The 26,019-nt window shown below is 65.3% G+C and carries 22 protein-coding genes; 18 read left to right on the plus strand and 4 right to left on the minus strand.

Annotated elements, in window-relative coordinates; translation table 11 throughout:
• Positions 1–84 precede the first annotated feature (84 nt).
• The 9 genes from LQR33_RS12250 (at position 85) to zapE (ending at position 11,355) form a co-directional block, all read left to right on the plus strand.
• Positions 85–828 (plus strand): (Fe-S)-binding protein, encoded by a 744-nt coding sequence (locus LQR33_RS12250; RefSeq protein ID WP_221668915.1) that lies wholly within the window; start codon positions 85–87, stop codon positions 826–828.
• Positions 825–1,523 carry a LutC/YkgG family protein gene (locus tag LQR33_RS12255; protein WP_231469141.1) on the plus strand — a complete coding sequence of 233 codons (699 nt, stop codon included), beginning with the start codon at positions 825–827 and terminating at the stop codon, positions 1,521–1,523. The genes LQR33_RS12250 and LQR33_RS12255 overlap by 4 nt, the downstream gene beginning before the upstream one ends.
• Positions 1,520–2,977: a LutB/LldF family L-lactate oxidation iron-sulfur protein gene (locus LQR33_RS12260; protein ID WP_231469143.1), complete on the plus strand. Its 1,458-nt coding sequence runs from the start codon at positions 1,520–1,522 to the stop codon at positions 2,975–2,977. Before LQR33_RS12255 ends, LQR33_RS12260 begins: the two co-directional genes overlap by 4 nt.
• Positions 2,974–5,790 (plus strand): FAD-binding and (Fe-S)-binding domain-containing protein, encoded by a 2,817-nt coding sequence (locus LQR33_RS12265; protein ID WP_231469145.1) that lies wholly within the window; start codon positions 2,974–2,976, stop codon positions 5,788–5,790. The genes LQR33_RS12260 and LQR33_RS12265 overlap by 4 nt, the downstream gene beginning before the upstream one ends.
• A 126-nt stretch (positions 5,791–5,916) precedes the next feature.
• Positions 5,917–7,551: a lactate permease LctP family transporter gene (locus tag LQR33_RS12270; protein WP_231469147.1), complete on the plus strand. Its 1,635-nt coding sequence runs from the start codon at positions 5,917–5,919 to the stop codon at positions 7,549–7,551.
• A 135-nt stretch (positions 7,552–7,686) separates the two neighbouring features.
• On the plus strand, positions 7,687–8,577 hold the full coding sequence (gene cysM, locus LQR33_RS12275; protein WP_021477789.1) for a cysteine synthase CysM: 891 nt from the start codon (positions 7,687–7,689) through the stop codon (positions 8,575–8,577).
• A 76-nt stretch (positions 8,578–8,653) separates the two neighbouring features.
• Positions 8,654–9,265: a glutathione transferase gene (yfcF, locus tag LQR33_RS12280; RefSeq protein WP_166438190.1), complete on the plus strand. Its 612-nt coding sequence runs from the start codon at positions 8,654–8,656 to the stop codon at positions 9,263–9,265.
• A gap of 53 nt (positions 9,266–9,318) precedes the next feature.
• Positions 9,319–10,101, plus strand: a complete 783-nt coding sequence (locus LQR33_RS12285) for a substrate-binding periplasmic protein (RefSeq protein ID WP_231469148.1) — start codon at positions 9,319–9,321, stop codon at positions 10,099–10,101.
• 90 nt (positions 10,102–10,191) lie between these two features.
• Positions 10,192–11,355: a cell division protein ZapE gene (gene zapE / locus LQR33_RS12290; RefSeq protein WP_231469150.1), complete on the plus strand. Its 1,164-nt coding sequence runs from the start codon at positions 10,192–10,194 to the stop codon at positions 11,353–11,355.
• 15 nt (positions 11,356–11,370) lie between these two features.
• Here zapE and LQR33_RS12295 read toward each other — a convergent pair whose 3' ends face one another.
• Positions 11,371–12,120: an MgtC/SapB family protein gene (locus LQR33_RS12295; protein ID WP_231469152.1), complete on the minus strand. Its 750-nt coding sequence runs from the start codon at positions 12,118–12,120 to the stop codon at positions 11,371–11,373.
• A 288-nt stretch (positions 12,121–12,408) separates the two neighbouring features.
• On the opposite strand from LQR33_RS12295, the gene rbsK reads away from it, so the two are divergent.
• From rbsK to LQR33_RS12325, 6 genes are all read left to right on the plus strand, one after another.
• Complete coding sequence (rbsK, locus tag LQR33_RS12300) at positions 12,409–13,299, plus strand: ribokinase (protein WP_221664784.1); 891 nt, start codon at positions 12,409–12,411, stop codon at positions 13,297–13,299.
• Complete coding sequence (rbsD, locus tag LQR33_RS12305; RefSeq protein ID WP_021477795.1) at positions 13,296–13,694, plus strand: D-ribose pyranase; 399 nt, start codon at positions 13,296–13,298, stop codon at positions 13,692–13,694. The genes rbsK and rbsD overlap by 4 nt, the downstream gene beginning before the upstream one ends.
• Positions 13,695–13,705: 11 nt before the next feature.
• On the plus strand, positions 13,706–15,214 hold the full coding sequence (locus LQR33_RS12310) for a sugar ABC transporter ATP-binding protein (protein WP_231469154.1): 1,509 nt from the start codon (positions 13,706–13,708) through the stop codon (positions 15,212–15,214).
• Entirely contained in the window at positions 15,211–16,149 is a 939-nt protein-coding gene (locus LQR33_RS12315; protein WP_021477797.1) for an ABC transporter permease, read from the plus strand. The genes LQR33_RS12310 and LQR33_RS12315 overlap by 4 nt, the downstream gene beginning before the upstream one ends.
• Before the next feature lie 59 nt (positions 16,150–16,208).
• A complete protein-coding gene (rbsB, locus tag LQR33_RS12320; RefSeq protein WP_221664781.1) occupies positions 16,209–17,144 on the plus strand; it encodes a ribose ABC transporter substrate-binding protein RbsB in 936 nt (311 codons plus the stop codon).
• A 94-nt stretch (positions 17,145–17,238) separates the two neighbouring features.
• A complete protein-coding gene (locus LQR33_RS12325; RefSeq protein ID WP_221664780.1) occupies positions 17,239–18,255 on the plus strand; it encodes a substrate-binding domain-containing protein in 1,017 nt (338 codons plus the stop codon).
• Here LQR33_RS12325 and LQR33_RS12330 read toward each other — a convergent pair.
• The 3 genes from LQR33_RS12330 to LQR33_RS12340 form a co-directional block, all read right to left on the minus strand.
• Complete coding sequence (locus LQR33_RS12330) at positions 18,252–19,445, minus strand: MFS transporter (protein WP_166438199.1); 1,194 nt, start codon at positions 19,443–19,445, stop codon at positions 18,252–18,254. The two genes, LQR33_RS12325 and LQR33_RS12330, sit on opposite strands and share 4 nt — an antisense overlap.
• Positions 19,446–19,511: 66 nt before the next feature.
• The gene (locus LQR33_RS12335) at positions 19,512–20,903 is read right to left on the minus strand and encodes a CoA transferase (protein WP_231469156.1); all 1,392 of its coding nucleotides are present in this window, start codon (positions 20,901–20,903) and stop codon (positions 19,512–19,514) included.
• A gap of 44 nt (positions 20,904–20,947) precedes the next feature.
• The gene (locus LQR33_RS12340) at positions 20,948–22,225 is read right to left on the minus strand and encodes a S10 family peptidase (protein ID WP_231469158.1); all 1,278 of its coding nucleotides are present in this window, start codon (positions 22,223–22,225) and stop codon (positions 20,948–20,950) included.
• 257 nt (positions 22,226–22,482) lie between these two features.
• Between LQR33_RS12340 and LQR33_RS12345 the strand changes: the two genes are divergently transcribed.
• From LQR33_RS12345 to LQR33_RS12355, 3 genes are all read left to right on the plus strand, one after another.
• Positions 22,483–23,589, plus strand: a complete 1,107-nt coding sequence (locus LQR33_RS12345; protein ID WP_231469166.1) for a flagellin N-terminal helical domain-containing protein — start codon at positions 22,483–22,485, stop codon at positions 23,587–23,589.
• 200 nt (positions 23,590–23,789) lie between these two features.
• A complete protein-coding gene (locus tag LQR33_RS12350; RefSeq protein WP_166438203.1) occupies positions 23,790–24,284 on the plus strand; it encodes a putative pterin-binding protein in 495 nt (164 codons plus the stop codon).
• Complete coding sequence (locus tag LQR33_RS12355; protein ID WP_166438204.1) at positions 24,281–26,011, plus strand: ATP-binding response regulator; 1,731 nt, start codon at positions 24,281–24,283, stop codon at positions 26,009–26,011. Before LQR33_RS12350 ends, LQR33_RS12355 begins: the two co-directional genes overlap by 4 nt.
• Positions 26,012–26,019 lie beyond the last annotated feature (8 nt).

Raw genomic sequence — 26,019 nt, forward strand, 5'->3', positions numbered from 1 at the left:
TCTTGTCATATTGACGAACTCAAGCATTCACTCTAAAGTGGTTTTCATAAGAATAATTGGTCTTACCAATTTACAAAGGAAGCCATGAAGACGCCTGCCGACGTTTACCTGTTCGGCACCTGTCTGCTCGACCTGTTCCTGCCGGAAGCTGGCCTAGACGCCATCGCCCTGCTGGAAGGCCTGGGCGTGCGGGTGCATTTTCCCCAGGCCCAGAGCTGCTGCGGCCAGCCGGCGTATACCAGCGGCCACCCCAAGGAAGCGCTGGCCGTGGCGCGCGCGCAACTGGCCTGTTTCCCGGAAGGCTGGCCCATCGTGGTGCCGTCTGGTTCCTGCGGCGGCATGATCCAGCATCATTGGCCACGCCTGTTCGCCGGCGAGGCGGACGAAAGGGCAGCCTGCGCCATTGCCGCGCGGGTGGTGGAGTTTTCCGATTTCCTGCTGAATCACCTGGATTGGCAGCCGCAAGACCTGGGCGAGCCGGTCAAGGTGGCGGTGCATACCTCCTGTTCGGCGCGGCGCGAGATGAACGTGCACAAGACCAGTTGGGCGCTGGTGGATCGGTTGCAGAATGTTCAGCGCGTGGCGCATGACCATGAGTCCGAGTGCTGCGGATTTGGCGGCACTTTCTCCATCAAGCATCCGGACATCGCCGGCGCGATGGTGGCCGACAAGGCCCAATCGCTGCAGGACAGCGGAGCGGTGGAGTTCGTCACCGCCGATGGCGGCTGTCTGCTGAATATCAACGGCAAGCTCGGCCAGTGCGGCAGCGGTTTCCAGGGCCGCCATCTGGCCAGCTTTCTGCTGGCGCGCACCGGAGGCAAGCGATGAGCGCCCGCGCCTCCATTCTGCAGAAATTGCGCGCCGCGCCGCGGCAGGAGCGCGCGCGGCCGGATCTGGCCGGCCACTTCCAGCGCTTTGCCAGCCAGGACGATGAAATCGCCCGCTTGCGCCATTGGGCGGCGATGATGCGCGCGGTGAAGACCGACATCCTGTGGACGCGCGAGGCGGAGTGGGACGCGGCCTTGGCCGACTGGCTGGCCGCGCATCCGCAAGATTCGCTGCTGTTGTCCGACACCACGCATGGCCGGCGGCTGGCGCAGCGTCTGGAGAGCGTCAACAACGCGCCGCGCATCGTCTGGTTCGAGCGAGAGGTGGATGGCTGGAAGGCGGAGCTGTTCGACATCGCGGCCGGTTTCACCGCCGCCCGCTGCGGCATCGCCGCCACCGGGACGCTGGCCTTGTGGCCGGACGAGGCCGAGCCGCGGATGATGAGCCTGGTTCCTCCGTTGCACATCGCCTTGTTCGACGCCGCGACCTTGTACCCGGATTTCTATTCGGCGATGCAGGGCGAGAACTGGGCGGCCGGCATGCCCACCAACGCGCTGCTGATTTCCGGCCCGTCCAAAACCGCCGACATCCAGCAAACGCTGGCCTACGGCGCGCACGGCCCGCGCGAGCTGCTGGTGCTGGCCGTGTTGCCGCCGCATATCGCCATCCACGATGTGGAAGGAGACGGGCGATGAGCGAGAGCAAGATCACCGTTTACCCATCGCGCGCCTTCAAGGACAACGCCAAGCTGGCGCTGACCGACGACAAGCTGAGGCGAAGCCTGCGCGGATCTATGGACTTTTTGATGGCCAAGCGGTTGGCGGCGTTTCCGGACGAAGCGGAGCTGTCCGCGCTGCGCACGCTGGGCGAGGGCATACGCCAGCGCTGCCTGTCCCGGCTGCCGGAGCTGCTGGAGCAACTGGAAGACAAGCTCACGGCAAACGGCGTGCAAGTGCATTGGGCGGAGACGGCCGAGGAGGCCAACCGCATCATCCACGGCATCGTCGCCGGCAGGCAGGGCAAGCTGATGGTCAAGGGCAAATCGATGGTCAGCGAGGAGATCGAGCTCAATCATTACCTGGCGGATCAGGACGTGGAGGCGGTGGAGAGCGATATGGGCGAGTACATCGTCCAGCTGGCCGGCGAAAAGCCCACCCACATCATCATGCCGGCCATCCACAAGACCAAGCAGGACATCGCCCGGCTGTTCCACGAGCAGCTGCCGGATACGCCGTATACCGAGGACGTGGACGCGCTGATCCAGATCGGCCGCCGCGTCTTGCGCCGCAAGTTTCTGGACGCGGACATCGGCCTGTCCGGCGTCAATTTCGCCGTGGCCGAAACCGGCACGCTGTGCCTGGTGGAAAACGAGGGCAACGGCCGCATGTGCACCACGGTGCCGGATGTGCACGTCGCTATCACCGGTATCGAGAAGGTGGTGGAAAAGCTGGAAGACGTGGTCCCGCTGTACAGCCTGTTGACCCGTTCCGCCATCGGCCAGCCCATCACCACCTACTTCAACATGATCAGCGGCCCGCGCAAGCCGGGCGAGAAGGACGGTCCGCGCGAGATGCACCTGGTGCTGCTGGACAACGGCCGCAGCCAGGCTTACGCCGATGAGCAGCTGCGCAAGACGCTGCAATGCATACGCTGCGGCGCCTGCATGAACCACTGTCCGGTCTACACCCGCATCGGCGGCCACGCTTACGGCACCACCTATCCGGGGCCGATAGGCGAGATCATCTCGCCGCATCTGATGGGGCTGGAAAACACCCAGGACCTGCCCACCGCGTCCAGCCTGTGCGGCGCTTGCGGCGAAGTGTGCCCGGTGCGGATTCCGATTCCGGAAATGCTGATGCGGCTGCGCGAGGAAAGCCAGCGGCCGGCCGGCGAGTGGGTGGCGCATCCGTTGCGCGGCCAGGGCGCGGCGGCCAGCGGCGCGGAAAACCTGGCCTGGAAAGGCTGGCGGCTGGTCAACGCCTCGCCCAATCTGTACCGGTTGTTCGGCTGGGCGGCGACGCGGCTGCGCAGGCATGCGCCCAAGAATCAGCTGGGCTGGACGCAAAACCATCTGCCGCTGAAGCCTGCGCCCAAGACGCTGCATGAGCTGCTGCGCGAACGCGAGGAGAGCAAGGGGGAATCCGCATGACGCCCGCCCACACCGCTTTTCTGCAGGACCTGCTCCAGATCTTGCCGGACAAGCGCATCTATACCGATCCGCTGTCCACGCTGGCCTACGGCACCGATGCCAGCTTCTACCGCTTGCGGCCGCAGATCGTCGCCCGGGTGGAGAGCGAGGGCGAGGTGGCCGAGCTGCTGCGTCTGGCTCGCCGGCATCATGTGGCCGTCACCTTCCGCGCCGCCGGCACCAGCCTGTCCGGCCAGGCGGTCAGCGATTCGGTGCTGGCGGTGCTGGGCGACGGCTTCAACCACGGCGAAGTACTGGACGGCGGCGCGCGCATCCGGCTGAGCCCCGGCATGATAGGTGCGCACGCCAACGCGATGCTGATGCCGTTCGGCCGCAAGATCGGCCCCGACCCGGCGTCGATCAACACCGCCAAGATAGGCGGCATCGCCGCCAACAACTCCAGCGGCATGTGCTGCGGCACCCGCGACAACAGCTACCACACCATGCAGGCTATCCGGCTGCTGCTGCTCGACGGCGCCGTGCTGGATACCGCCGATCCGGCCAGCGTGGCGGCCTTCCGCGAATCGCACGCCGGCTTGCTTGATGGCCTGGCCCAGCTGTCGCGCCAGCTGGCCGGTGACCCGCAGCTGGCCGAGCGGGTGCGCCGCAAGTACCGGCTGAAGAACACCACCGGCTACGGCATCAACGCCTTGCTGGATTTCACCGATCCGCTGGAGATGCTCAGCCACTTGATGATTGGCTCCGAAGGCACTTTGGGCTTCATCTCCGAGATCACCTTCAATACGGTGGTGGAGCATCCGCACAAGGTCTCGGCGCTGGTGCTGTTCGAGGATCTGGAGCGCTGCTGCCGCGCGGTGTCGGCCTTGAGCGCGGCGCGCGGCGCCTGCGGGGTGTCGGCGGTGGAGTTGATAGACAGCCGCAGCATCCGCGCGGTGCAGGGCAAGCCGGGACTGCCGGATTTTCTCTATCAGCCGGTGGGGCTGGGCAGCACCTGTCTGTTGATCGAGCTGCGCGCCGGCGACGAGGCGCGGTTGGGAGAGGATTCCGCCGCGATCGAGCGGCTGCTGGCCGATTACCAGCCGCAAGTATCCAGCGGCTTCAGCCGCGACGCGCGCGAATGCGAAACCTATTGGGCATTGCGCAAGGGCCTGTTTCCGGCGGTGGGCGCGGCGAGGCCGGTGGGCACTACGGTGGTGATTGAGGACGTGGCCTTTCCCATCCCTCAGTTAGCCGACGGTGTGGCCAAGCTGACCGCGCTGTTCGACAAGCACGGCTACGACGAGGCGCTGCTGTTCGGCCACGCGCTGGACGGCAATCTGCACTTCGTGTTCGCGCCTGGTTTCGAGAGCCCCGCGGAGGTCGACCGCTACGAGGCTTTCATGCAGGACGTCAGCGATCTGGTGGCCGGCGAGTACGACGGCTCGCTGAAGGCCGAGCACGGCACCGGCCGCAATGTGGCGCCCTTCGTGCGCCAGGAATGGGGCGACGCCGCCTGGAACATCATGCGCCGCATCAAGGCGCTGTTCGATCCGGAAGGCCTGCTCAATCCCGGTGTGATCATCACCGACAACGACAGGCTGCATCTGGAAAACCTGAAGCCGATGCCGGCGGCGGACGATCTGGTGGACCGCTGCACCGAGTGCGGCTTCTGCGAGCCGGCCTGCCCGTCGCACGGGCTGACGCTGAGCCCGCGCCAGCGCATCGTCGCCTGGCGGCGCATCCGCCAGCTGGAGCGCGACGGCGGCGGCGCGGCGGAGCTGGCGGCGCTGAAGTCCGGCTATCGCTACCGCGCCGTCGATACCTGCGCCGCCACCGGCATGTGCGCGACGCGCTGTCCGGTGGGCATCAACACTGGCCTGCTGATGAAAAAACTGCAGGGTCCGAGCCGCCGTCCCGCTCTGGCCGGCTTCGCCGCGCGGCATATGGGCTGGATGACGGCGGCGGCGCGGACCGGCTTGCGGCTGGCGCATCTGGCTGGGGCGCGGCGTTTGAACGAGTGGACGCGCCGCCAGCCGGGCGAGCGCAAGGTGATTCCGCTGATCCCGGCCAGCCTGCCGCGCGCCGCCGCGCCGCTGCCCCGTTTGTCCGGCGACGGCGAGCCGGTGGCGCTGTTCGTCAGTTGCGTCAACCGCGCGCTGGCGGAGGGCGAGGGTGGAGAGTCCGTCGCAGTCCATACCATGAGCCTGCTGCGCCGCGCGGGGTTCGCGCCGGTCTATCCGCCCGGCCATGACGGCCTGTGCTGCGGCCAGCCTTTCGCCTCGGCCAACGCCGCAAACGCCTTGGCCAGCAGCCAGGCATCGCTGAACCAGGCCTTGCTGCGAGCGAGCGCCGACGGCCGCCACCCGGTTTATCTCGACAACAGCCCGTGCGCGGCCCGCGTCAAGCAGGCGCAGGCCGAGGGCTTGCTGGACCAGCGCTTGCAGCTGTTCGACGCAGCCGGCTTCCTGGCGGAAAAAGTCCTGCCGCGGCTGAGCATCGTCCGGCGGCTGCCGCAACTGGCGCTGCATATCCCGTGCAGCGCGACGGCGATGGGCGCGGCTGGAAACTTGAAGCAACTGGCCGCCAGTTGCTGCGACGAGTTGACCGTGCCGGACATAGCCTGCTGCGGCTTCGCCGGCGACAAGGGTTTCACCGTGCCGGAACTGAACGCCCACAGCCTGCGGCGATTGAGGCCGGCCTTGCCGGATGCCTGCCGCCACGGCTTGTCGATGAGCCGCACCTGCCAGATCGGCCTGACCGAGCATGGCGGGATTCCCTACGCCAGCATCGAGGCGCTGCTGGATTTCTGCACCAACCCAAGCGGTCCGCCATGAAGACCGCCTTTTCAACGCAGATGTAAACCCAAGAAACGCAAGCCAGTCCTGCCATGCCGAAACGATCCCGTTCCTCGGCAGGGGAGCGGCTGCGCCTGCGAAACCAGGAATGAGGAGAAGCTTCACATGCAAGGCATCTGGACCCAACAGTACTTTCCCGCCGGCGGCCCCGCGCTGTCGGCATTGATGGCCGCGTTGCCCATCGCTTTTTTCTTCGTCGCGCTGGCGGTGCTGCGATTGAAGGGCCACGTCGCCGGCACGCTGACGGTGCTGATCGCGCTGGCGGTGGCCATTTTGTTCTACGGCATGCCGGCGCAGATGGCGTTGGCCGCTGCCGCCTTCGGCTTCGGCTACGGGCTGTGGCCGATCGCCTGGATCATCGTCGCCGCGGTGTTCCTGTACAAGATCACGGTCAAGACCGGGCAGTTCGACATCATCCGCGCCTCGGTGCTGTCGGTGACCGAGGACCAGCGGCTGCAGATGCTGCTGGTGGGGTTTTCCTTCGGCGCCTTCCTAGAGGGCGCTGCCGGATTCGGCGCGCCGGTGGCCATCACCGCCGCGCTGCTGGTGGGGCTGGGCTTTAATCCGCTGTACGCGGCCGGGCTGTGTTTGATCGCCAACACCGCGCCGGTGGCGTTCGGCGCGATGGGGATACCGATCATCGTCGCCGGGCAGGTGACTGGGCTGGATCCGTTCTTGATCGGCGCCAAGGCCGGCCATCAGCTGCCCATCCTGTCGGTGATCGTGCCGTTCTGGCTGGTCATGATGATGGACGGCCTCAAGGGCGTGCGCCAGACCTGGCCCGCCATCCTGGTGGCCGGCGTCTCGTTCGCCGTCACCCAGTTTTTCACCTCCAACTACATCGGGCCGGAGCTGCCGGACATCACCTCGGCGCTGGTCAGCCTGGTCTGCCTGACGCTGTTTCTGAAAACGTGGCAACCCAGTGAGATCTTCACTTTCAACGGCCGCCGCGCGCCGTCGGCCCGGCAGGCGAGCGGCTTCAGCCTGGGACAGATCGCGCGCGCCTGGAGCCCTTTCCTGATTCTGACCGCGCTGGTGACGGTGTGGAGCGTCAAGCCGTTCAAGGCCTTGTTCGTCAAGGGCGGCGCGCTGGAGGGCTGGATCTGGAAGCTGCATGTGCCGGGGCTGGACAAGCTGGTGCTGAAGACCGCGCCCATCGTCGCCCATGACGCGCCGTACGAGGCACTATACAAGTTCGACATCGTCTCCGCCGTCGGCAGCGCCATCTTCCTGTCCGCGTTGCTGTCCATGGCGCTACTGAAATTCCGCCCGGCCGAAGGCTTGCGCACGTTGGGCGAGACATTGGTCGAGCTGCGCCGGCCGATATTGTCGATAGGCATGGTGCTGGCCTTCGCCTTCGTCGCCAACTATTCCGGCATGTCGAGCACGCTGGCGCTGTGCCTGGCCGGCACCGGCAAGGCGTTTCCGTTCTTCTCGCCGTTCCTGGGCTGGCTGGGCGTGTTCCTGACCGGTTCCGACACCTCGTCCAACGCGCTGTTTTCCGCCTTGCAGGCGGCCACTGCGCACCAGCTGGGCGTGTCGGACGTGCTGTTGGTGGCGGCCAACACCACCGGCGGAGTCACCGGCAAGATGATCTCGCCGCAGTCCATCGCCGTGGCCTGCGCGGCGGTGGGGCTGATAGGCAGGGAGGCGGACTTGTTCCGCTTCACGCTGAAGCACAGCCTGATCTTCTGCAGCTTCGTCGGCGCGCTGACCTGGCTGATGGCTTATATGGGCTGACGCGGATTCCCCGCGGCGGCAAGCGCCGCCGCGGAGCGGATTGTCCAGTTACAGATGGTTATTAGATTAGAAATAACGATTTCGCATCTGCTGATAGCCAATCGATATAATGGGGCCAGTTCAGGGAGAGGCTCTGTGTACAAACATCTGGAAGATTTCGTCGGCGGCACGCCGCTGGTGCGGCTCAAACGCCTGCCGGGCGATAACGGCAACGTGGTGCTGCTGAAGCTGGAGGGCAATAATCCGGCGGGGTCGGTGAAAGACCGGCCGGCGCTGTCGATGATCCGCCGCGCGGAGCGGCGCGGCGACATCAAGCCGGGCGATACGCTGATCGAGCCAACCAGCGGCAACACCGGCATCGCGCTGGCGATGGCGGCGGCGATGATGGGTTACCGCATGGTGCTGATCATGCCGGAGAACTCCAGCGCCGAGCGGGTGCAGGCGATGCGCGCCTACGGCGCCGAGGTGATCCTGACGCCGGCCGCCGGTTCGATGCCGGCGGCGATAGACTTGGCGCGCAGCATGGAGGCGGCCGGCGAGGGCCGCATCCTCGACCAGTTTTCCAATCCGGACAATCCCCAGGCGCATTACGAGGGCACTGGTCCGGAAATCTGGGAAGAGACCGAAGGCAAGATCACCCATTTCGTGTCCAGCATGGGCACCACCGGCACCATCATGGGCACCGGCCGCTTCCTGAAGGAAAAGAATCCGGCCATCCGCATCGTCGGCGTCCACCCGGAGCCGGGCAGCCAGATCGCCGGCATCCGCAAGTGGGAAGACCCGTACGTGCCCAAGATCTGCGATTTTTCCCGCATCGACGAGATCCTGCACGTCGGCCAGCAGGAAGCGGAAGACACCGCCCGGCTGCTGGCGCGGCGCGAGGGCATCCTGGCCGGCCCGTCTTCCGGCGGCGCGCTGGCGGTGGCCTTGCGGCTGGATGCGCAATTGAAGAATGCGGTGATCGTGTCGGTGGTGTGCGACCGCGGCGACCGCTACCTGTCCACCGGATTGTTCGACCGCGCTTGACGCTGTGTCGCCGGTTGCCGGCTTGGCAGCCGGCCCGGCGGCGATTAGCATGGCATTTTGTTCGAAAGATGCCGACATGCTGAAACTCTACGTCGATCAGGATTTCTTCAGCCCCTACGCGATGGCGGCCTTCATCGCCTTGACCGAGAAAGGCCTGCCTTTCGAGGCGCTCACCCGCGATCTCGCCGGCGGCCAGCAGTTCGAGCCCGTCTACCGCGCGCAATCGCTGACCTCCCGCGTGCCGACCTTGGTGGACGGTGATTTCTCGCTCAGCGAATCGTCGGCCATCATCGAATACCTGGAAGACGCGTACCCCGACACCCTGCGGGTGCTGCCCGTCGATCTGAAAGCCCGCGCCCGCGCGCGCCAACTGCAGGCTTGGCTGCGCAGCGATCTGCTGCCGCTGCGCGATGAGCGCAGCACTGAGACGGTGTTCGGCCGCAAGTCGGCTTTGCCGCTGGGCGTGGCGGCGCGGAAGGCGGCGGACAAGCTGATCGAGGTGGCCGAGGCAGTGGTGCCGGCGGATGGCGGCAACCTGTTCGGCAATTGGTGCGTGGCGGATGCGGAGCTGGCCCTGCTGCTGAAGCGGCTGACAGCGGAGGAGATGCCGCCGCGGCTGTCCGCCTACGCCGAGCGGCAGTGGCTGCGGCCGTCGCTCGTGGCCTGGCGCGCCCGGCAGGCTCGCTGAGCCGGCTCCGTCCGCTCTATACTGCGGCTAAAGAAGAGCGGGGGACGGGGACGATGGGTATCGCGAAGACGGGTTCCAGGCTGTGGGCCGGCCTGTTGCTGGCCTGCGCCGGCGCGCAGGCGCACGCGGCGTCGCGCGAGCTGTATTTCGTCACCCAGTTGTTCCCCCCCTTCATCACCCAGGATGCCGACGGCAGGCTGGATGGCGCGCTGGTGGCGATTCTGCGCGAGGCCTGCCGGCGTTCGTCATGGAATTGCACCGTCCAGGCCATGGTGTGGAAGCGAGCGTTGCTGACGGTGAGCCAAGGCGGCGCCGACGGGCTGGTGTTGGCGCAGGACGCGCCGGAGCGGCGGGCGGTGATGGCGCTGTCCAAACCGGTGCTGGCCAGCAGCTACGGCCTGTATGTGAAAACGAACAGCTCTCTGCGCTACCGCCAGCCTGGCGATCTCGCCGGGAAAACCATCGCGGTGTATGGCCCGTCGCTGTCGCAGACCAATAGCGAGCGGCTGGTCCAGGGCGTGGCCGGCGTGAACCTGACCGTGGAGCTGGATCCGGAGACGGTGCTGCGCAAGTTGGCGGCGGGCCGTTACGGCAACAATGCGGTGGCGTTTTCCAACGATGACGTCGCGCGTTACTGGATCAAGCGCGATGGCCTGAGCAATCTGCGCAAGCTGGCCGAGGTCAAGCAGTTGACGTATCTGTACGGCTTTACCCGCAGCCGGGTGAAGCCCGGCATGCTGGAAACGTTCAACATGGCGTTGGACGGCATGTGCCGCGACGGCAGCCTGGCCAGGCTGGCCGCGCCGTCCGGCATTCGGCTGGCCACCTGCCGCTGAGTGCGGCAAGGGTGGGTCAAAGCGGTTATCATTCAGGGAATCCCTCGCCGCCGGCGGCGGCGCCAAACGCAGCGCAGAACAAGCATAATCATGTCGCAACACGCATTCTCTCCGGACGAGAACGTCCATTGCAGCCCCAGGGGCTGGTACCAACTGGCCAGCGAAAAGCCCGGCTTCATCCATGACGAGGCCCAGGCCGCGGCCATCGAGCGACTGGACCGGCTGTGGCACGAGCTGGTGGATTTCAAGACCAAGCGCAATCGCTTTCTGGGCCGCAGCCTGAGAAGCCCGGATGTGCCGCGCGGCCTGTATTTCTGGGGCGGGGTAGGGCGCGGCAAGAGCTTCCTGATGGACGCGTTCTACGCCTGCGTGCCGTACCGCCGCAAGCGCCGCATCCACTTTCACAATTTCATGGCGGAAACCCACCGCGAGCTGCGCAAGTTCGCCGGCGGCCAGGATCCGTTGCTGGCTTACGCCGACGAGATCGCCAAGTCGACGCGGCTGCTGTGTTTCGATGAGTTCCACGTATCCGACATCGCCGACGCGATGATTCTGGGCCGCCTGATGTCTGCCTTGATCGAGCGCGGCGTGGTGGTGGTGACCACCTCCAATTACGCTCCGGACGATCTCTACCCAGGCGGCCTGCAGCGGCAGAACTTCCTGCCGACGATAGAGCTGATCAAACGCGAGATGGACGTGCTCAACGTCGACGGCGGACATGACTACCGGCTGCGCGAACTGACGCGGGAGCCGCTGTTCATGGTGCCGGCCGACGAGGGCAGCGAGCGGAAGATGGAGCAACTGTTCCACAAAGTGGGGACTGGCGCAGACCTGCCGCAAAAAAGCATTACCGTGCTGGATCGCGAGATCGAGGTCAAACGGATGTCGCCTGGCGTGATCTGGTTCGACTTCATGGCCTTGTGCGATGGCCCGCGCGCGCAGACCGACTACCTGGAAATCGCCAGCGAATACCACACGGTGTTCGTGTCCGGCATTCCCCGGCTGACGGCCAAGCAGGCGTCCATCGCCCGCCGCTTCACCTGGCTGGTGGACGTGTTCTACGACAACCGCGTCAAGCTGATCGCCTCGGCCGACGCGCCGCCGGAAGAGATCTACACCGAGGGTCTGCAATCCGGCGAGTTCTTCCGCACCGCCAGCCGGCTGACCGAGATGCAGTCCAAGAGCTATCTGGAGCTGCCGCACCAGTCGATGGCGCAAAGCCACGACCAGCCGCCGCCGGGCGTGGCGCTGTAGGCGGGCCGGCCGCGCTCAGTTGCGCGCCGGCTGCAGGTCCAGCTCCAGGATGTGGTCGGCGACCATGATGTCGCGGGCCAGGTCCACCACGCTGATGAAGCTGCGCCGGTCGTGCGCTGACACCAGGAAACTCCAGCTGGCGCCGTTCTGATCGGCGCGGATGCTGATGCTTTCCTCGTGCAGCTTCAGGCCTGACGGTGCCAGCCGCTCAGCCAGCCGCTCCACCGTCCAGTCGTGGTCGGCGCTCAGCTTGACGCTGACGAACAGGCTGACCCGCCGCGGCAGGATGTTCTCGATGCGGTTCACCACGGTGACGAAGACCATGCACAACAAGGTCAGCGCGATGGCGGCGCCGTAGAAGCCGACGCCGATCAGGATGCCGATCACCGACGACATCCACACCGAGGCGGCCGAGGTCAGGCCGCTGATGCTCAGCCCTTCCTTCATGATCATGCCGGCGCCCAGGAAACCGATGCCGGTCAGCACGCCTTGCGCCACGCGGGTCATGTCGCCATGCATGATGTCGGCCGACTGTCCGCCGTACCAGTAGCCGGAGTAGCCGATGATGCTGATCGCCGCCGACGATGCCATGCACACCAAGCCGTAGGTGCGCATGCCGGCCGCGCGGCCGTTGTACCAGCGCTCATAGCCCAGCAGGCTGCCCAGGACCAGGCCGCCGAACAGGTGGGCGACGACCAGCAGGTTGACCTGCCATTTGCCGGTGTTCCAGTACAGGTCGGCCAATTGCTGCCAGCTCAGATCCATTTTCTTCCTCCGGCGCCGTCGGGCGCGCATGCGGTGTCGGTTTGCTTAAGCGGGCATCATGGCATACCGCGCGGCGCTTTCTCAATCCGGCAGGCATTTGTCGGCGCGCGGGTTGCCAGGCCGCATTGATATCTTTACGTGAAAATATGTAGTGGGGTGACTACATTTTTACGCTTCCCCTCTTTCGTGAAGCTGTCCATCTCTGCTATAAATCGATGCTGATTACGTTTTAGCAAAAAAATCGCAATTTGTGCGTTGCAATGTAGCAAAGGTACACAAGGAGACGGCATGACTCGGGTGCTGGTAGTCGGCAGTATCAATATGGACCTGGTGGCATCCGCCAAGCGGATGCCGAAACTGGGTGAAACGCTGCTGGGCGATGGCTTTGCAACCTATCCGGGCGGCAAGGGCGCCAACCAGGCCGTGGCCGCCGCCCGCCTGGGCGCGGAAGTGGCGCTGCTGGGCTGCGTCGGCGACGACGCCTTCGGCCGCGACCTGCGCGCCCATCTGGAGCGCGAAGGCGTCGATTGCGGCCGGGTAGGGACCGTGGATGGTCCCACCGGCATCGCCGTCATCACCGTCAGCGGCGGCGACAACGCCATCCTGGTGGTGCCTGGCGCCAATCACAAGCTGACGCCGGCGCATCTGGACGCCGCCGAGCAGGCCTTCATCGACGCCGATGTGGTGCTGACCCAACTGGAAATTCCGCTCGCGACAGTGCGCCGCGCCGCCGAACTGGCCGCCCGCCACAAGAAGCCGCTGCTGCTGAATCCCGCGCCGGCGGTGCCGCTGCCGGAAGAGCTGCTGCAGCGGGTGGCGTTGCTGACGCCCAACGAACACGAATTCCTGACCATGCTAGCCCAGCCCGACGCCGACTGGCGCTCGCTGCTGGCCGAGCGCCCCGGCAAGCTGGTGATGACGCACGGCAAGCACGGCGCCTATTTCGCGTTGGCGCGAGGCCAGTTGCGCCATCAGCCGGGCTTCAAGGTCAAGGCGGTGGATAGCACTGGCGCCGGCGACACCTTCAACGGCGCGCTGGCGGCCTTCCTGCCGCTGGGCCTGGAAGAGGCGGTGCGCCGCGCCAACGCTGCCGGCGCGTTGTCGGTCACCCGTCCCGGCGCGCAGGGCGGCATGCCCACGCTGGCGGAGCTGGAAGCCTTCCTGGAGAGCAAAGCATGAAAAAACACGGCCATCTGAACCGAGACATCGCCCGCATCCTGGCGTCGATGGGCCATACCGACAGCCTGGTGATCGCCGATTGCGGCCTGCCGATTCCGCCTGGCGTCGAGTGCGTGGACCTGTCGCTGAGGCTGGGGCAGCCCGGCTTCATCGAAACGCTGGACAGCGTCCTGGCGGATTTCCAGTGCGAGCGGGCGGTGTTCGCCATCGAGTGCCGCCAGCACAACCCGGCGGTGCAGGACAGGGCCGAGCGGATGGCGAAGGACGGCGCGGCGCTGGATTTCGTCAGCCACGAAGAATTCAAGCAGCGCTGCCTGGCGGCGAGGGCGGTGATCCGCACCGGCGAATGCACGCCGTACGCCAACGTGATCCTGCACTCCGGCGTGATCTTCTGAGGAGCCGCACCATGCAAGTGACCATGCGCGGCATCAGCAAGGCCTTCGGGCCGGTCAGGGTGCTGGAAAATGTCGAGTTCACGCTGCGCGGCGGCGAGATCCACGCGCTGATGGGCGAGAACGGCGCCGGCAAATCCACGCTGATGAAGATACTCAGCGGCGTGCACCGCGCCGACGCCGGCGAAATCCTGCTGGACGGCCGCAAGGCCGAGCTGCGCGACACCGCGGCGGCGGAAGCGGCCGGCATCGCCATCATCCACCAGGAATTGAACCTGATCCCGCAACTGTCGGTGATGGAAAACCTGTTCCTCGGCCGCGAGCCGTCGCGTTTCGGCCTGATCGACTACGGCCGCATGCGCCGCGAGGCGAAGGCGCAGCTGGCGGCGCTGGGCGTCGGCGGCATCGATCCCGACGCCGAGGCCGGCAGCCTGTCCATCGGCCAGCAGCAGATGGTGGAAATCGCCAAGGCGCTGGCGCTGAACGCCCGCGCGCTGATCATGGACGAGCCGACGGCGGCGCTGACCGAGCGCGAGATCGACACGCTGTTCGGCCTGATGGCCCAGTTGAAGGAAAACGGCGTGGCCATCGTCTACGTCTCGCACCGGATGGAGGAGATCTTCCGTGTCTGCGACCGGATCAGCGTGCTGCGCGACGGCTGCTTCGTCGGCGAGCGCGAAATCGCCCGCACCGATTTCGACGAGGTGGTGCGGATGATGGTGGGCCGCGAAATCGGCGACCGCTATCCCAAGCGCGAAGCCGTTCCGGGCGCGGTGCGGCTGAAGGTGGAAAACCTGGCCGACGAGAACATGATCGCCGGCATTAGTTTCGAGGTGCGCGCCGGCGAAGTGCTGGGCATCGCCGGGCTGATGGGCTCCGGCCGCAGCGACATCCTGAAGACGCTGTTCGGCGCCAAGCGCCGCACCGCCGGCCGCGTCGAGCTGGACGGCGAGGAGTTGAAAGTGGCCGCGCCGGGCGACGCCATCGCCGCCGGCCTGGGCTTCGTGCCGGAAGACCGCAAGAGCAAGGGGCTGGTGCTGGGCATGTCGCTGCGCGAGAACGCCACGCTGGTGCACTTGGACCGTTACGCCCGTCTGGGCGTGGTGAGCGCCGGCGACGAAAAACGGGCGGTGGACGGCTTGATAGAGCAGCTGCGCATCCGCACCCGCGACGCCGAGCTGGACGTCAAATCGCTGTCCGGCGGCAACCAGCAGAAAGTGGTGTTCGCCAAATGGCTGGCGCGTCCGCCCAAGGTGTTGCTGCTGGACGAGCCGACGCGCGGCGTCGACGTCGGCGGCAAGGCCGAGATCTACCACATCGTCAACCAGCTGGCCGCCGCCGGCGCCGCCATCGTGATGGTGTCGTCCGAGTTGCCGGAAGTGCTGGCGCTGAGCAACCGCATCCTGGTGCTGCACGAGGGCCGCCAGGCCGGCATCTTCGACGCCGCCGGCTGCGACCAGGAAACCCTGATGGCCGCCGCCGCCGGCGGAGCCGCATCCACCGAAACCAGGAAACAAGCATGACCCCGCAACAGAAAGCCAATCTGCAACGCCTAGGCCCCTTCATCGCCCTGGTGCTGGTGGCCGTCGGCCTGTCCGTGATGAGCCCGGACTTTCTCACCGTCAATAATCTGCTGAACGTGATGCGGCAGGTGTCGATCAACGCCTTGATCGCCTTCGGCATGACGCTGGTGATTCTGCTGGGCGGCATCGACCTGTCTGTGGGCTCCATCCTGGCTTTGTCCTCGGTGCTGACCGCCACGCTGCTGCAGGCGGGCGTCGACCCCATGCTGGCCACGCTGCTGGGCATTCTGGCCGGCGCGGCGATGGGCCTGTTCAACGGCCTGGTGATCAGCAAGGGCAAGGTGGCGCCGTTCATCGCCACGCTGGCGACGATGACCATCCTGCGCGGCCTGGCGCTGGTGTTTTCCAACGGCAGCCCGATCACCGGTTTCGACAGCGAGCTGTTCTCGATGCTGGGCGGCGGCTACGTCGCCGGACTGGTGCCGGTGCCGGTGGTGTGGATGCTGATCCTGTTCGCCGGCTTCTGGTTCCTGCTGAAAAAGACCGTGTTCGGCCGCCATCTGTACGCCACCGGCGGCAACGAGGAAGCGGCGCGGCTGTCCGGCGTCAAAGTGGACCGGGTCAAGCTGTGGGTGTACACCGCTTCCGGCGCGATGTCGGCGATGGCCGGCGTGGTGCTGACCTCGCGGCTCAACTCGGCGCAGCCGACGGCCGGCACCGGCTATGAGCTGGACGCGATCGCCGCGGTGGTGCTGGGCGGCACCAGCCTCAGCGGCGGCCGCGGCTGGATTTTCGGCACCCTGATCGGCGCTTTGCTGATCGGCGTGCTCAACAACGGCTTGAATCTGCTGGGCGTGTCCTCGTTCTACCAGCAGGTGATCAAGGGCGCGGTGATTCTGCTGGCGGTATTGCTGGATCGCAGCAACAAGAAGTGACGATGGCGGCGCGAGCCGCCCAATGCAGTGCATCATTCCATTTATCAGGGAGCATCAGCATGAAACGCATTCTTACCCCGCTCGTGGCCGGCATTCTGGCCTTCGGCATCGCCGCCTGCTCCAAGCAGGGTCCGGGCAGCGCGCCGGCCGGCGACGCCAGCGCCGCGGCGGCCGACGGCAAGGTTACCGTCGGCCTGGCGGTGTCCACGCTCAACAACCCGTTCTTCGTCGAGCTGCGCGACGGCGCGGCGGCCGAAGCCAAGAAGCAGGGCATCAGCCTGATCACCGTCGACGCGCAGGACGATCCGGCCAAGCAGCAGGCCAGCGTGGAAGACCTGATCCAGAAGAAGGTCAGCGTGATCCTGATCAATCCGACCGACTCCTCCGCAGTGGCCAATGTGGTGAAGGAAGCGACGTCCAAGGGCATCAAGGTGGTGTCGCTGGATCGCAGCGTGAACGGCGCCGAAGTCAGCGCCCACATCGCCTCCGACAACATCGCCGGCGGCGTGATGGCCGGCCAGTATCTGCTGGACAAGCTGGGCGGCAAGGGCCGCATCGTCGAGCTGGAAGGCATCGCCGGCTCTTCCGCCGCCCGCGAGCGCGGCGAGGGCTTCCACCAAGTGGTGGACAAGAAGGAAGGCGTCAAGCTGCTGGCCAAGCAGCCGGCCGATTTCGACCGCGCCAAGGGCCTGTCGGTGATGGAAAACATCATTCAGGGCAACAAGGACATCCAGGGCGTGTTCGCGCACAACGATGAAATGGCGTTGGGCGCGGTGAAGGCGATCCAGGCCGCCGGCCTGAAAAACGTGGCGGTGGTCGGCTTCGACGCCACCCCGGACGCTGTGGCCGCGGTCAAGGCCGGCACGCTGTCCGCCACTGTGCAGCAGCAACCGGCGCTGATCGGCCAGTACGGCGTTCAGGCAGCCAAGAAGCTGGCCGATGGCCAGAAGGTGGACAAGTTCATCCCGGTTCCGCTGAACCTGGTCCATCAATAAGCCGCAATCAACCAACGGGGCCGGCGCCTGCGCGTCGGGCCCCGTTTTGCCATATTGCGATTATCATTTCCGTTTCATTGCCCAGCCATATTCCATGAGCAGCTTCAAACGCCTGACCATAGACGACATCGCCGCCCTGGCCGGGGTGTCGCGCACCACCGCCAGCATGGTGCTGAACGGCCATGCCGAGCGCTACCGCATCTCGCCGGCCACCGTGGAAAAAGTGGAGAAGGCTGCGCGCGAGCACCATTTCAAGCCTTCCCAGCAGGCGCGCAGCCTGCGCAGCCGGCGCAGCAGCAGCATAGGCCTGGTGGTGCCGGATCTGACCAACTCCACCCATGCCGCCTTGGCGCAGGCGTTGGAGAACGGCTGCCGCGAGCGCGGCTACCAGCTGCTGATGGTGACCAGCGACGAAGATCCGGAGCGGGAAAGCTCGGGCATCGGCCAGCTGGCGGCGCGCCAGGTGGACGGCATGATCGTGGTGCCGTGCAGCGGCGACGCCGCGCGCTATCAGCCCTGGACCGGCAGGCTGCCGTTTGTGTTCGCCGACCGCCACATCCCGGGCAGCGGCATACCGTCTACAGTGACAGACGCCGGCGACAGCGTCGCCAGACTGCTGTCGCCGCTGCTGGCGGATGGGGTGGATGAGCTGGCGTATTTCGGCGGCCAGCCGGAGCTGTCGGCCAGCCGCGAGCGTCTGGCCGGCTACCGGCAGGCGCTGAAAGCCGCAAGGTTGGAAGAGGGGACGGATTGGGTGGCCGAGCGGGATTTCCAGCGCGAATCCGGCTACCGGATGATGGCTGACTGGCACGCGCGGCATGGCCGCTATCCGCGCGCGCTGTTCACCGCGTCGATCACGCTTTTGGAGGGCGTATTGTCCTTCATCCGCGAGCGCCACCGGCTGCGGGAGGCGCCGCAATATCTGTTGACTTTCGACGATCATCCCTTGCTGGATTGCCTGCCCTTGCCGATAGACGCCATCCGCCAGAACAGCGCGGCGTTGGCCGAAGCCAGCCTGGCCCAGGTGTTGGCCTTGTTGCAAGGCGAGGCGCTGGCCGAGCGCGATCTGCGCGTGCCGGCCAGCCTCAACCTGCGCCGCCTGGCGGTTTAGGCCGATTGCGCAGCCTGCCGCCCGGCGGGTTCGCGCGCTTCGCGCATCATCAGCGAACCCAGCAGGAAAGTGGACGACAGCAGCGTGGAGAACGCCATCGCCAGCGCGTAGTCGCCATGGCGAAAATCGACCAGCAAGCCGAACACATAGGGCGCCGCCGTGGCGACGAGATAGCTGAGGAACCAGAACAGGCTGAAGGTGACCGCCGCCTTGTCCGGCGTCATGCCAGGCTGTTCCTGCGCCAGCGTCACCAGGCTGGGCAGGGGCAGGAAGATGAAGAAGCCGGCGGCCAGCGCGGCCGCGGCCACCAGTGCGGCATCGCCGCTCCAGCCCCAGGCCTGGGCATGCAGGCCGATCACCGCCAGCAATTGCATCAAGCCCGACAGCCGCAGCATGGGCAGCCTGCGCGTGATCTTCCTGGCCAGCCAGATGCCGGCCGCCGTGCCGGCCAGCCCCGCTAATACCACGTATTTCGCCTGCCGGATGCCGGCGTTCTGGTAGAAGCTGAACAAAATCACGTAGAAGGACAGCGTGCCGCAATAGGTGAAGGCCAACAGCCAGTTGAAGCGCTCGGCCAGGCCCTGGCGCAGCGTGTGGCGGGGCCCGTCGCCGACAGGTTTCGCCTCTGCGACGCCATCGGCGCCAAACGTCAGCCACAGCGCCAGGCACAGCACGCTGCCCAGCGAGATGGCCAGCAGCGTGGCGCGCCAGTCGCCAAACCATCCTAGCATCGACGGCAGGCCGAACAGGATGGCGGCGGTGCCGACATTGAAGGCCACTGCGTTCAAGCCATTGACGAATGGCCGCTCGGCCGGAGAGAACCATTGCATGACGATGGGCGAGAAATAGACGATGACCAGCGCGCCGCCCAGTCCCATCAGGAAGCGCGTCAGCAGCAGCCAGGGATAGCTGTGGACGAAGGGCGTCAAGATTCCCAGCGCCATCAGCGCCATCGCCAGCGCGACCGCTTTTTTGGCCAGCAGCCGGGACAATATGCCGGCGGCGACGAAGGTTCCCAGCAATTTGGCCGCGGCCACGGCGTTGCTGATATGGGAGCCGGCGGCCAGATCGTGGATGCCAAGCTCGCGCATGATTTGCGGGATGAAGGCGCTGCCGCCGGCCCAGCTCATGCCGAACAGCGCATAGCTGGCAAACAGCAGCGCTTCGATCAGGTATTTATTGGCTTTCATGCAGGCCTCGCCGGGTAGGGAAAACCGCCAGTTTTAGCGAGGCTGTCCGTAATGAAACCTGTCTTTTCAGCCAGTCCAGGTTGGGGCGTGGCTGTCCAGCGGCATGGCCGGACGTTCCCAGCGCGCAGGCGTCAGGCCCATCCGGGCGGCGTGGCGCACCGCCAGCAAGCGGCCGAAGCCGGAATCGCTTTCCTCCAGCCAGGGGCGGACATCGTCCAGCGTCGGCACGGGCAGATCCATCGCGCCATCGACGCGGCCCAGGCCGCGCAGCCAGTGCCCGGTTTTCGCCAAGGACACCTGCACATGCCAGCTGCCGCCTTCCCGCTGTTGGCGGTGCAATGCGGCGATCGCCCCCAGCGCGGCCAGATAGCCGGCACCGTGGTCCAGCGCCTGGGCCGGAAAGGCGCGCGGCGCGTCCGAGCCGGCGGCCTGGGCCTCGGCTAGATTGAAGCCGCTGGCGGTTTGGGTCAGAGAGTCGAAGCCGCGTCTGCCGGCCCATGGGCCGGTATGGCCGTAGGCCCTGAGCGAAACGTAGACGATGCCGGGGCGGAGGCGCGCGATATCCTCGGGAGAGAAACCCAGCCCGGCCAAGCCGCCCGGACGGTAACCTTGGATGAAGGCATGGGTGTCGGCTAGCAGGCCGCGCAGCGCATCGCGGCCCGCGATTGCGGCCAGGTCCAGTTGCGCGTTGCGTTTGCCGCGGCCCATGTCGATGTCCAGCGTCGGAATGGTCGGCAGATGCGGGGAGGTGATGTGCAGCACATCGGCGCCATGGACAGCCAGCGCGCGGCCGGCCACCGGTCCGGCGATGATGCGGGTCAGGTCAAGCGCGCGGATGCCCTGCAATGGACGTTCGGCGCCGCCGAGCGCGAGGGGAGGGGCGTCGCCGATGCGGGTGATGGAGACCACGGGCTGGGCCGCCACCGCGATGCCTTGCGGATGGGCGTCCCATTCATCGAAGCTGCGCAATGCGGTGGCGACCAGCCCGCGTTTCGCGGCGGCGTCTTCAAATTCGAATGCGTTCCAGCGAGCGAGGGCTTCGGCTACGGCTGCCTTGTCGTATTCGCAAGCCAACAGGTCCAACACGCCCTGGCAGTGGTGCGGGAAATTGGTGTGGATGCGCACCCAGCGGCCGTCGCCGCTGCGGTAGATGCCGGCGATTTTGTCCCACGGATCCGCCGGCAGGCCGCCGTCCACTCGCAAATAGTGTTCGCTGCGGAATTCGACAGCGGCGTGGCGGGCGTCGACGCTGACGGTTTGCGGCTCGCCGCCGCGCAAGGAAAAGAACTCGGCGGCCGCCAGCCCACAGGCGCCGATGGATGCTTGCGCCGCCGCCGCGATGGCGAAGGAGGAGGGAAGCGCCGCTTCGGTCCCGGACAGATCAAGGCGATGTATAGCTGAAGCGTCGAAGCCGCAGTCCAGCCAGAGTTGGCGGGCTGCGCGAAGGGCCATGGACATGGAGCTTTCCCGATCAAGAACTTCGTATTACAACCCAGTATTTTTTATCGGTCAATTCCATTGTCATTTTTCGAGTCGCCGCCGCTCAGGAAGTCGCGCAGCATCGCCTGCGCGGCGGCGGGTTGATCCCGGGCCACGCGCAGCCCGGCGTTCTGGACGATGATTTGGCTGAGGTTGCCATGGCTGCGGATCAGACCCGCGGCCAAGCCGTAAGGCCGCCAAGCTTGGCGTTTTTGTTGCCGGAATGCGTCGGCTTGTGGTCCGGTTTGGGTGTTGAGCCAGGCGTCGAGTCCGAGATAGTTGCCGGCCATGCAGCATTCGCCGTGGAAGAACAGCACCTTTAGTTGATCCAGTAGCGGGAGCAGCAAATGTGACGAGTTTTCCAGCCAGACGGCTTCGGCCACCAAGCCGGATTGCGGCTGCAGCTCGTTGTTGGAGCGGCGGTCGATGCGCAGCGCTTGTTGCACTGACGGTTTTTTCAGGTATTCCCCCAGGGTTTTGGAGGGTGTTTGAGGAGGGTGGCGGATGTCGCGCAGATCCCGGCCGCAGCAGTGTTGCATGAAACGGTTGATCTCGATGGCAATCCGGCCGGCCGATTGGCGTTGCAGCGCGAGCGGCGAGGCATAGGCGCGAATGAACTCGTCCAGCATGGATTGCGCGCGGTTTTTCTCATCCAGATTGATCAGCCGGTGCTGGTACGCGTATTCGATATGGCTGGGCAGCTGGGTTTCCGGCGCCAGTTGGGGATTGCCGAAACCCAGGCCTTTGAGCGGTATCGGCGGCTGGCCGCCGCTGTTGCCGTCCTGCATGCGGAGTGCCAGCCGCACGATCGAGTGGGCGGCGGCGGCGTTGCCGAACAGATAGCAGTCCCGTTCGCGGTAGCGCGGCCAGCGCAGCAGGAATTCCTGCAGCGCGTGGTACAGCTGCTGGCTGGCTTCGTCGTGATTCTCCGGCAGGTAGCGCGGATGGGTGGTGAAGGAAAGGCCCTGGCCCAACGGTTGGTCTATGACCAGAAGATTGGCGTGGTGATGCCAGCCGAAGGGATTGGAGTAGACGCGGCCGGACGGGTCCAGCAGATAAGGGCCGTGCTCATCCAGCATCGCGTGCAGCGCGGTCCATTCCGGGTCGCCGTTGATCCAGACCAGCAATGGCGCTTTCTCCGAGTGGTCGCCCGCCTCGCTGAACCAGAAGTAAAGCCAGCCGCCGGCCGAGTCGCCGACGGAAAGATAGCCGGCGAGCTGGGTGGTTCGGATCGCGCCGAAACCAGGCAGATGGCTGAGGGCGGCGCTTTCGAACAGGAAGGGATTCGATTGCACGTTCATCGTCGGGTTCTTTCCGCTCGGCGGCGAGGGCAAGCGTTCGGACTGCGATTAATATGTTATAGACATTGTTTCGAGCTGTGCTTGAGCTTGATAAAACCTGGTGTGATTTTTCACGTTCTGTTGTGATTTAAGTTCCCGGCAATAAGCGCCGCCTTGCTGGGGTAACGGCAGCGATGCCGCTTACCAAACCAAACCGACGGAGCATTCCCATGCTGAGCCTGCACACCAATATCGCGGCACTGAACACCAAGTCCAACATGAACAGCACCCAAGGCGCGCTGTCCACCTCCATGACCCGCCTGGGCACCGGCCTGCGCATCAACTCCGCGATGGACGACGCCGCCGGCCTGCAGATCGCCACCCGTCTGGATGCGCAAAGCCGCGGCATGACCGTCGCCATGAAGAACGCCCAGAACGGCATCTCCATGCTACAGACCGCCGAAGGCGCGCTGAACGAAGTGACCAACATCCTGCAACGGATGAAGGACCTGGGCACCGAAGGTTCCAACGCCACCACCACCGCCGACGACAAGAAAGCAATGCAAGCTGAGTTCAATCAGCTGGGCAAGGAATTGACCAACATCATGAAGAACACCTCCTTCGGCGGCGAGAAGCTGTTGCAAGGCGGTAAGCTGACCAAGGCTCTGAGCTTTCAGATTGGTGCCGGCGCGGATGAGTCGATGAAGCTGAGCCTGACTGGCGAGATGACCAGCCTGGACAATGCTTTGGGCAAGGTATCGGCTCAGTATGAAAAAGAAGGCGGTCCGGCCGCAGGCCCGGCAGCTACTGCCAAGCTGGTTGCAGCCAAGAAACTGGTCGTTGATGGCGCCAAGGCTGAATTGGCTTTGGACGCAACTAAGAACACAGAATATAAGACTGCCATTGAAGCCATGGTGACTGCGCAAGGCGCTATCGACCCGGCGACTCAAAAAGACCTCAAAGCTGCGAATGATGTTCTGACTGCAGCCAAAGCCGCTTGGGATGGTGAAACCGACGCAACCAAGAAACTTGCTCTGCAAGCAGACCTGGATAAGGCCGTAGAAGGCTTCGCTTCCGCTTCTGCGGCGGGCAATTCGGATGAAGTGGGCAAGACAGATACCATTACCTCGATCAATGCGGCGCTGGATGCCGTCGGCACCGTGCGCTCCGCGCTGGGCGCCAACGCCAACCGTCTGGACCACGTGATCAACAACCTGTCCAACGTGAACAACAACACGCTGGCAGCCAAGGGTCGCATCATGGATACCGACTACGCCAACGAAAGCTCCACCATGACCGCCAAGCAGATGCTGATGCAAGCCAGCACTTCCATGCTGAAGCAAAGCGGCAGCATGAGCAGCCTGGCCATGTCCCTGTTGCAGTAATCATCAAAGCGCGGCCTTGCGCCGCGTCGATGCAAGCCAGTGGTTCGCCACTGGCTTTTTGCGTTTTTGATCCGATGGTTGGGCGGCTTGAATGAAAAATGGTTGCAAAATGTGGGGCGGGAAGCGTTTTCTTCGTATAACACTGGTTGCGAAGGGCCCGGGATGAATATAATTGGCCGTTTTTTATCTGCGATTCGAGGATGGCTATGCGTAAGGCCTTGTGCTGGCTGATAGGCCTCTGTCTATGCGCTCCCGCGCTGGCAAGCGGCGATCCGGTGGTGTTGACGGTGTCGGGCAAGATCGGGCGCTTCACCGATGCCAAGCGCGGCATCTACCAGTTTCGCGACAGTGATCTGGGCAAGCTCAGGCAGGTCAGCTTCTCAACCTCCACCAGCTGGACGCCTTCGGTGCGCTTCAGCGGGCCGCTGGTGCGCGACATCCTGGCCAAGGTGGAGGCCAAGGGCTCCATGGTGAGGGTGCTGGCGATCAACTATTACCGTTACGACATCTCGGTGGATGAATTGGGCAAGCAGAGCGTGGTGCTGGCGCGCCGCATCGACAACAAGCCTTTCGATGTCGCCCACTATGGCCCGCTGTGGCTGATGTATCCGCTGCAAAGCATACCCGATGCCGACAAAGGGCCGCCGCTGGATGCCAAGCTTGTGTGGCAGGTTGAGGCGATGGAGGTCATGTGAGGCTGGGCGGCATCAAGCGCTATGTGCAGGCTCCATGGTGGCTGATCGTGTCGCTGCTGGTGCTGCTGCTGGCCGCGGCGTGGAATTTCTATCGCATCGATCGCGCCAGCCAGGCGTTGATAGATGGCGGCAAAAGCGAGCAGCTGTATTGGACGGTAGCGCAACTGCACATCGAGTTGGAGAAGACCCGGGCCGAACTGATCGGCTATGCGGAAGCGCCGACTTCGTTTGATCCAGGCGCGCAGTTCCAGCTGCTGCAAAGCCGTTATCAGGTGTTCGAGGCCCCGGACAGCGTGCTGGTGCACCGCCAATTGCGCCGCGTTGCCGGTTTCGACGCCTTGGTCGGCGCGCTGGGTCCGCTGATCCACGACAAGAGCTGGCTGCGGATCACGCCCGACTGGGCGCGTCGCATGGTGGTGCGCATCGACGCGTTGCGTCCGGTGCTGGCCAATTTCGCGGTGCAAAGCCGCGAGGCAGAGGTGTCGGCGCGCGTGGCGCGCACCAAGGCGCTGGCCAGCCAGCGTTCGCAAATGCTGATGCTGCAGCTGGTGTTGTGCGGCGGCATCTGCGGCGTGCTGCTGGTGCTGATGCGCTTCCGGGAGGTGAAGGAATTGGCCGAAGTGCGGCAGTCGCTGCTGGAGCAGGAGCGAGCCGCCCACCAGGCGACGGTGGCGCTGGAGCTGGACCGCACCACTTTCCTCGGCACGCTGGGCCATGAAATCCGCTCGCCGCTGCAGTCAATGCAGATGTGCATGGAACTGGTGGAGCCGGCGGTGACGCCGCAGCCTGCCGCCCAGTTGGCCCTCAAGCGCATGAAGGCCGGCATGGCGCAGCTGACCAGCCAGATCCACGACATCATGGACATCTCGGCGATCAAGAACATGCAATTGCGGCTGAATCCGGGCAGGGTGAAGCCATCGGCCGCGCTGCGGGCGGTGATGGATGTGATGCAGCCCCTGGCGGATGCCAAGGGGCTGGCGCTGCGCTACGAGGAGGCGTCGCTGCCGGAGTGGGTGTTGCTGGACGAGATCCGCTTGCGTCAGATCGTCGGCAATCTGGTGTCCAACGCGATACGCTACACCGACCAGGGCGGCGTGACGCTGAAGGCCCGCGGCATCCGCGGCGCCGATCAGTCCGAACTGTGGCTGGAGGTGAGCGATACCGGCATCGGCATCGCAGCGGAAGATCGACAGAGGATTTTCCAGCCGTTTAGCCAAGGCCGCAATCGCAGGCCGGGAAGCAGCGGTCTCGGCCTGTCCATCGTCAAGGAACTGGTGCGCCTGTTCGGCGGCAGCATCGAGATGGAGAGCGCGGTCGGGACCGGGTCCGTGTTTATGGTCAGGCTGCCGCTGCGCGAGGTGGGCGGGAGCGAGCAGAGCCGCAGCGTGCTGATCGTCGACGATGACGACGAGATTCGCGGCTCGGTGGCGGAACTGTTGGGGCAGGACGGTTATCAAGTATCCTGCGCCTCCACCTTGAGCCAAGCAGCCGACTGCCTGATGCAGCGGCGTTTCGATGTGCTGCTGCTGGACATGCAGCTGGGTGGGGATAGCGGTTACCAGTTGGCCGAATTGGCTCGCAAACAGCCGCAGCGGCCGCTGATGCTGGCGATGAGCGCGGATCCGGACGAGTTTGCCGATGCCCGTTCCGGATGGTTCGCCGCGCAGCTGAGCAAGCCATTTGACAGCATGCAGCTGCGCGCCGCGCTGGCTAGGTTGCCTCTATAGCGGAGGCT

The organism is Chromobacterium piscinae (assembly GCF_021129175.1).
GTDB lineage: Bacteria > Pseudomonadota > Gammaproteobacteria > Burkholderiales > Chromobacteriaceae > Chromobacterium > Chromobacterium piscinae.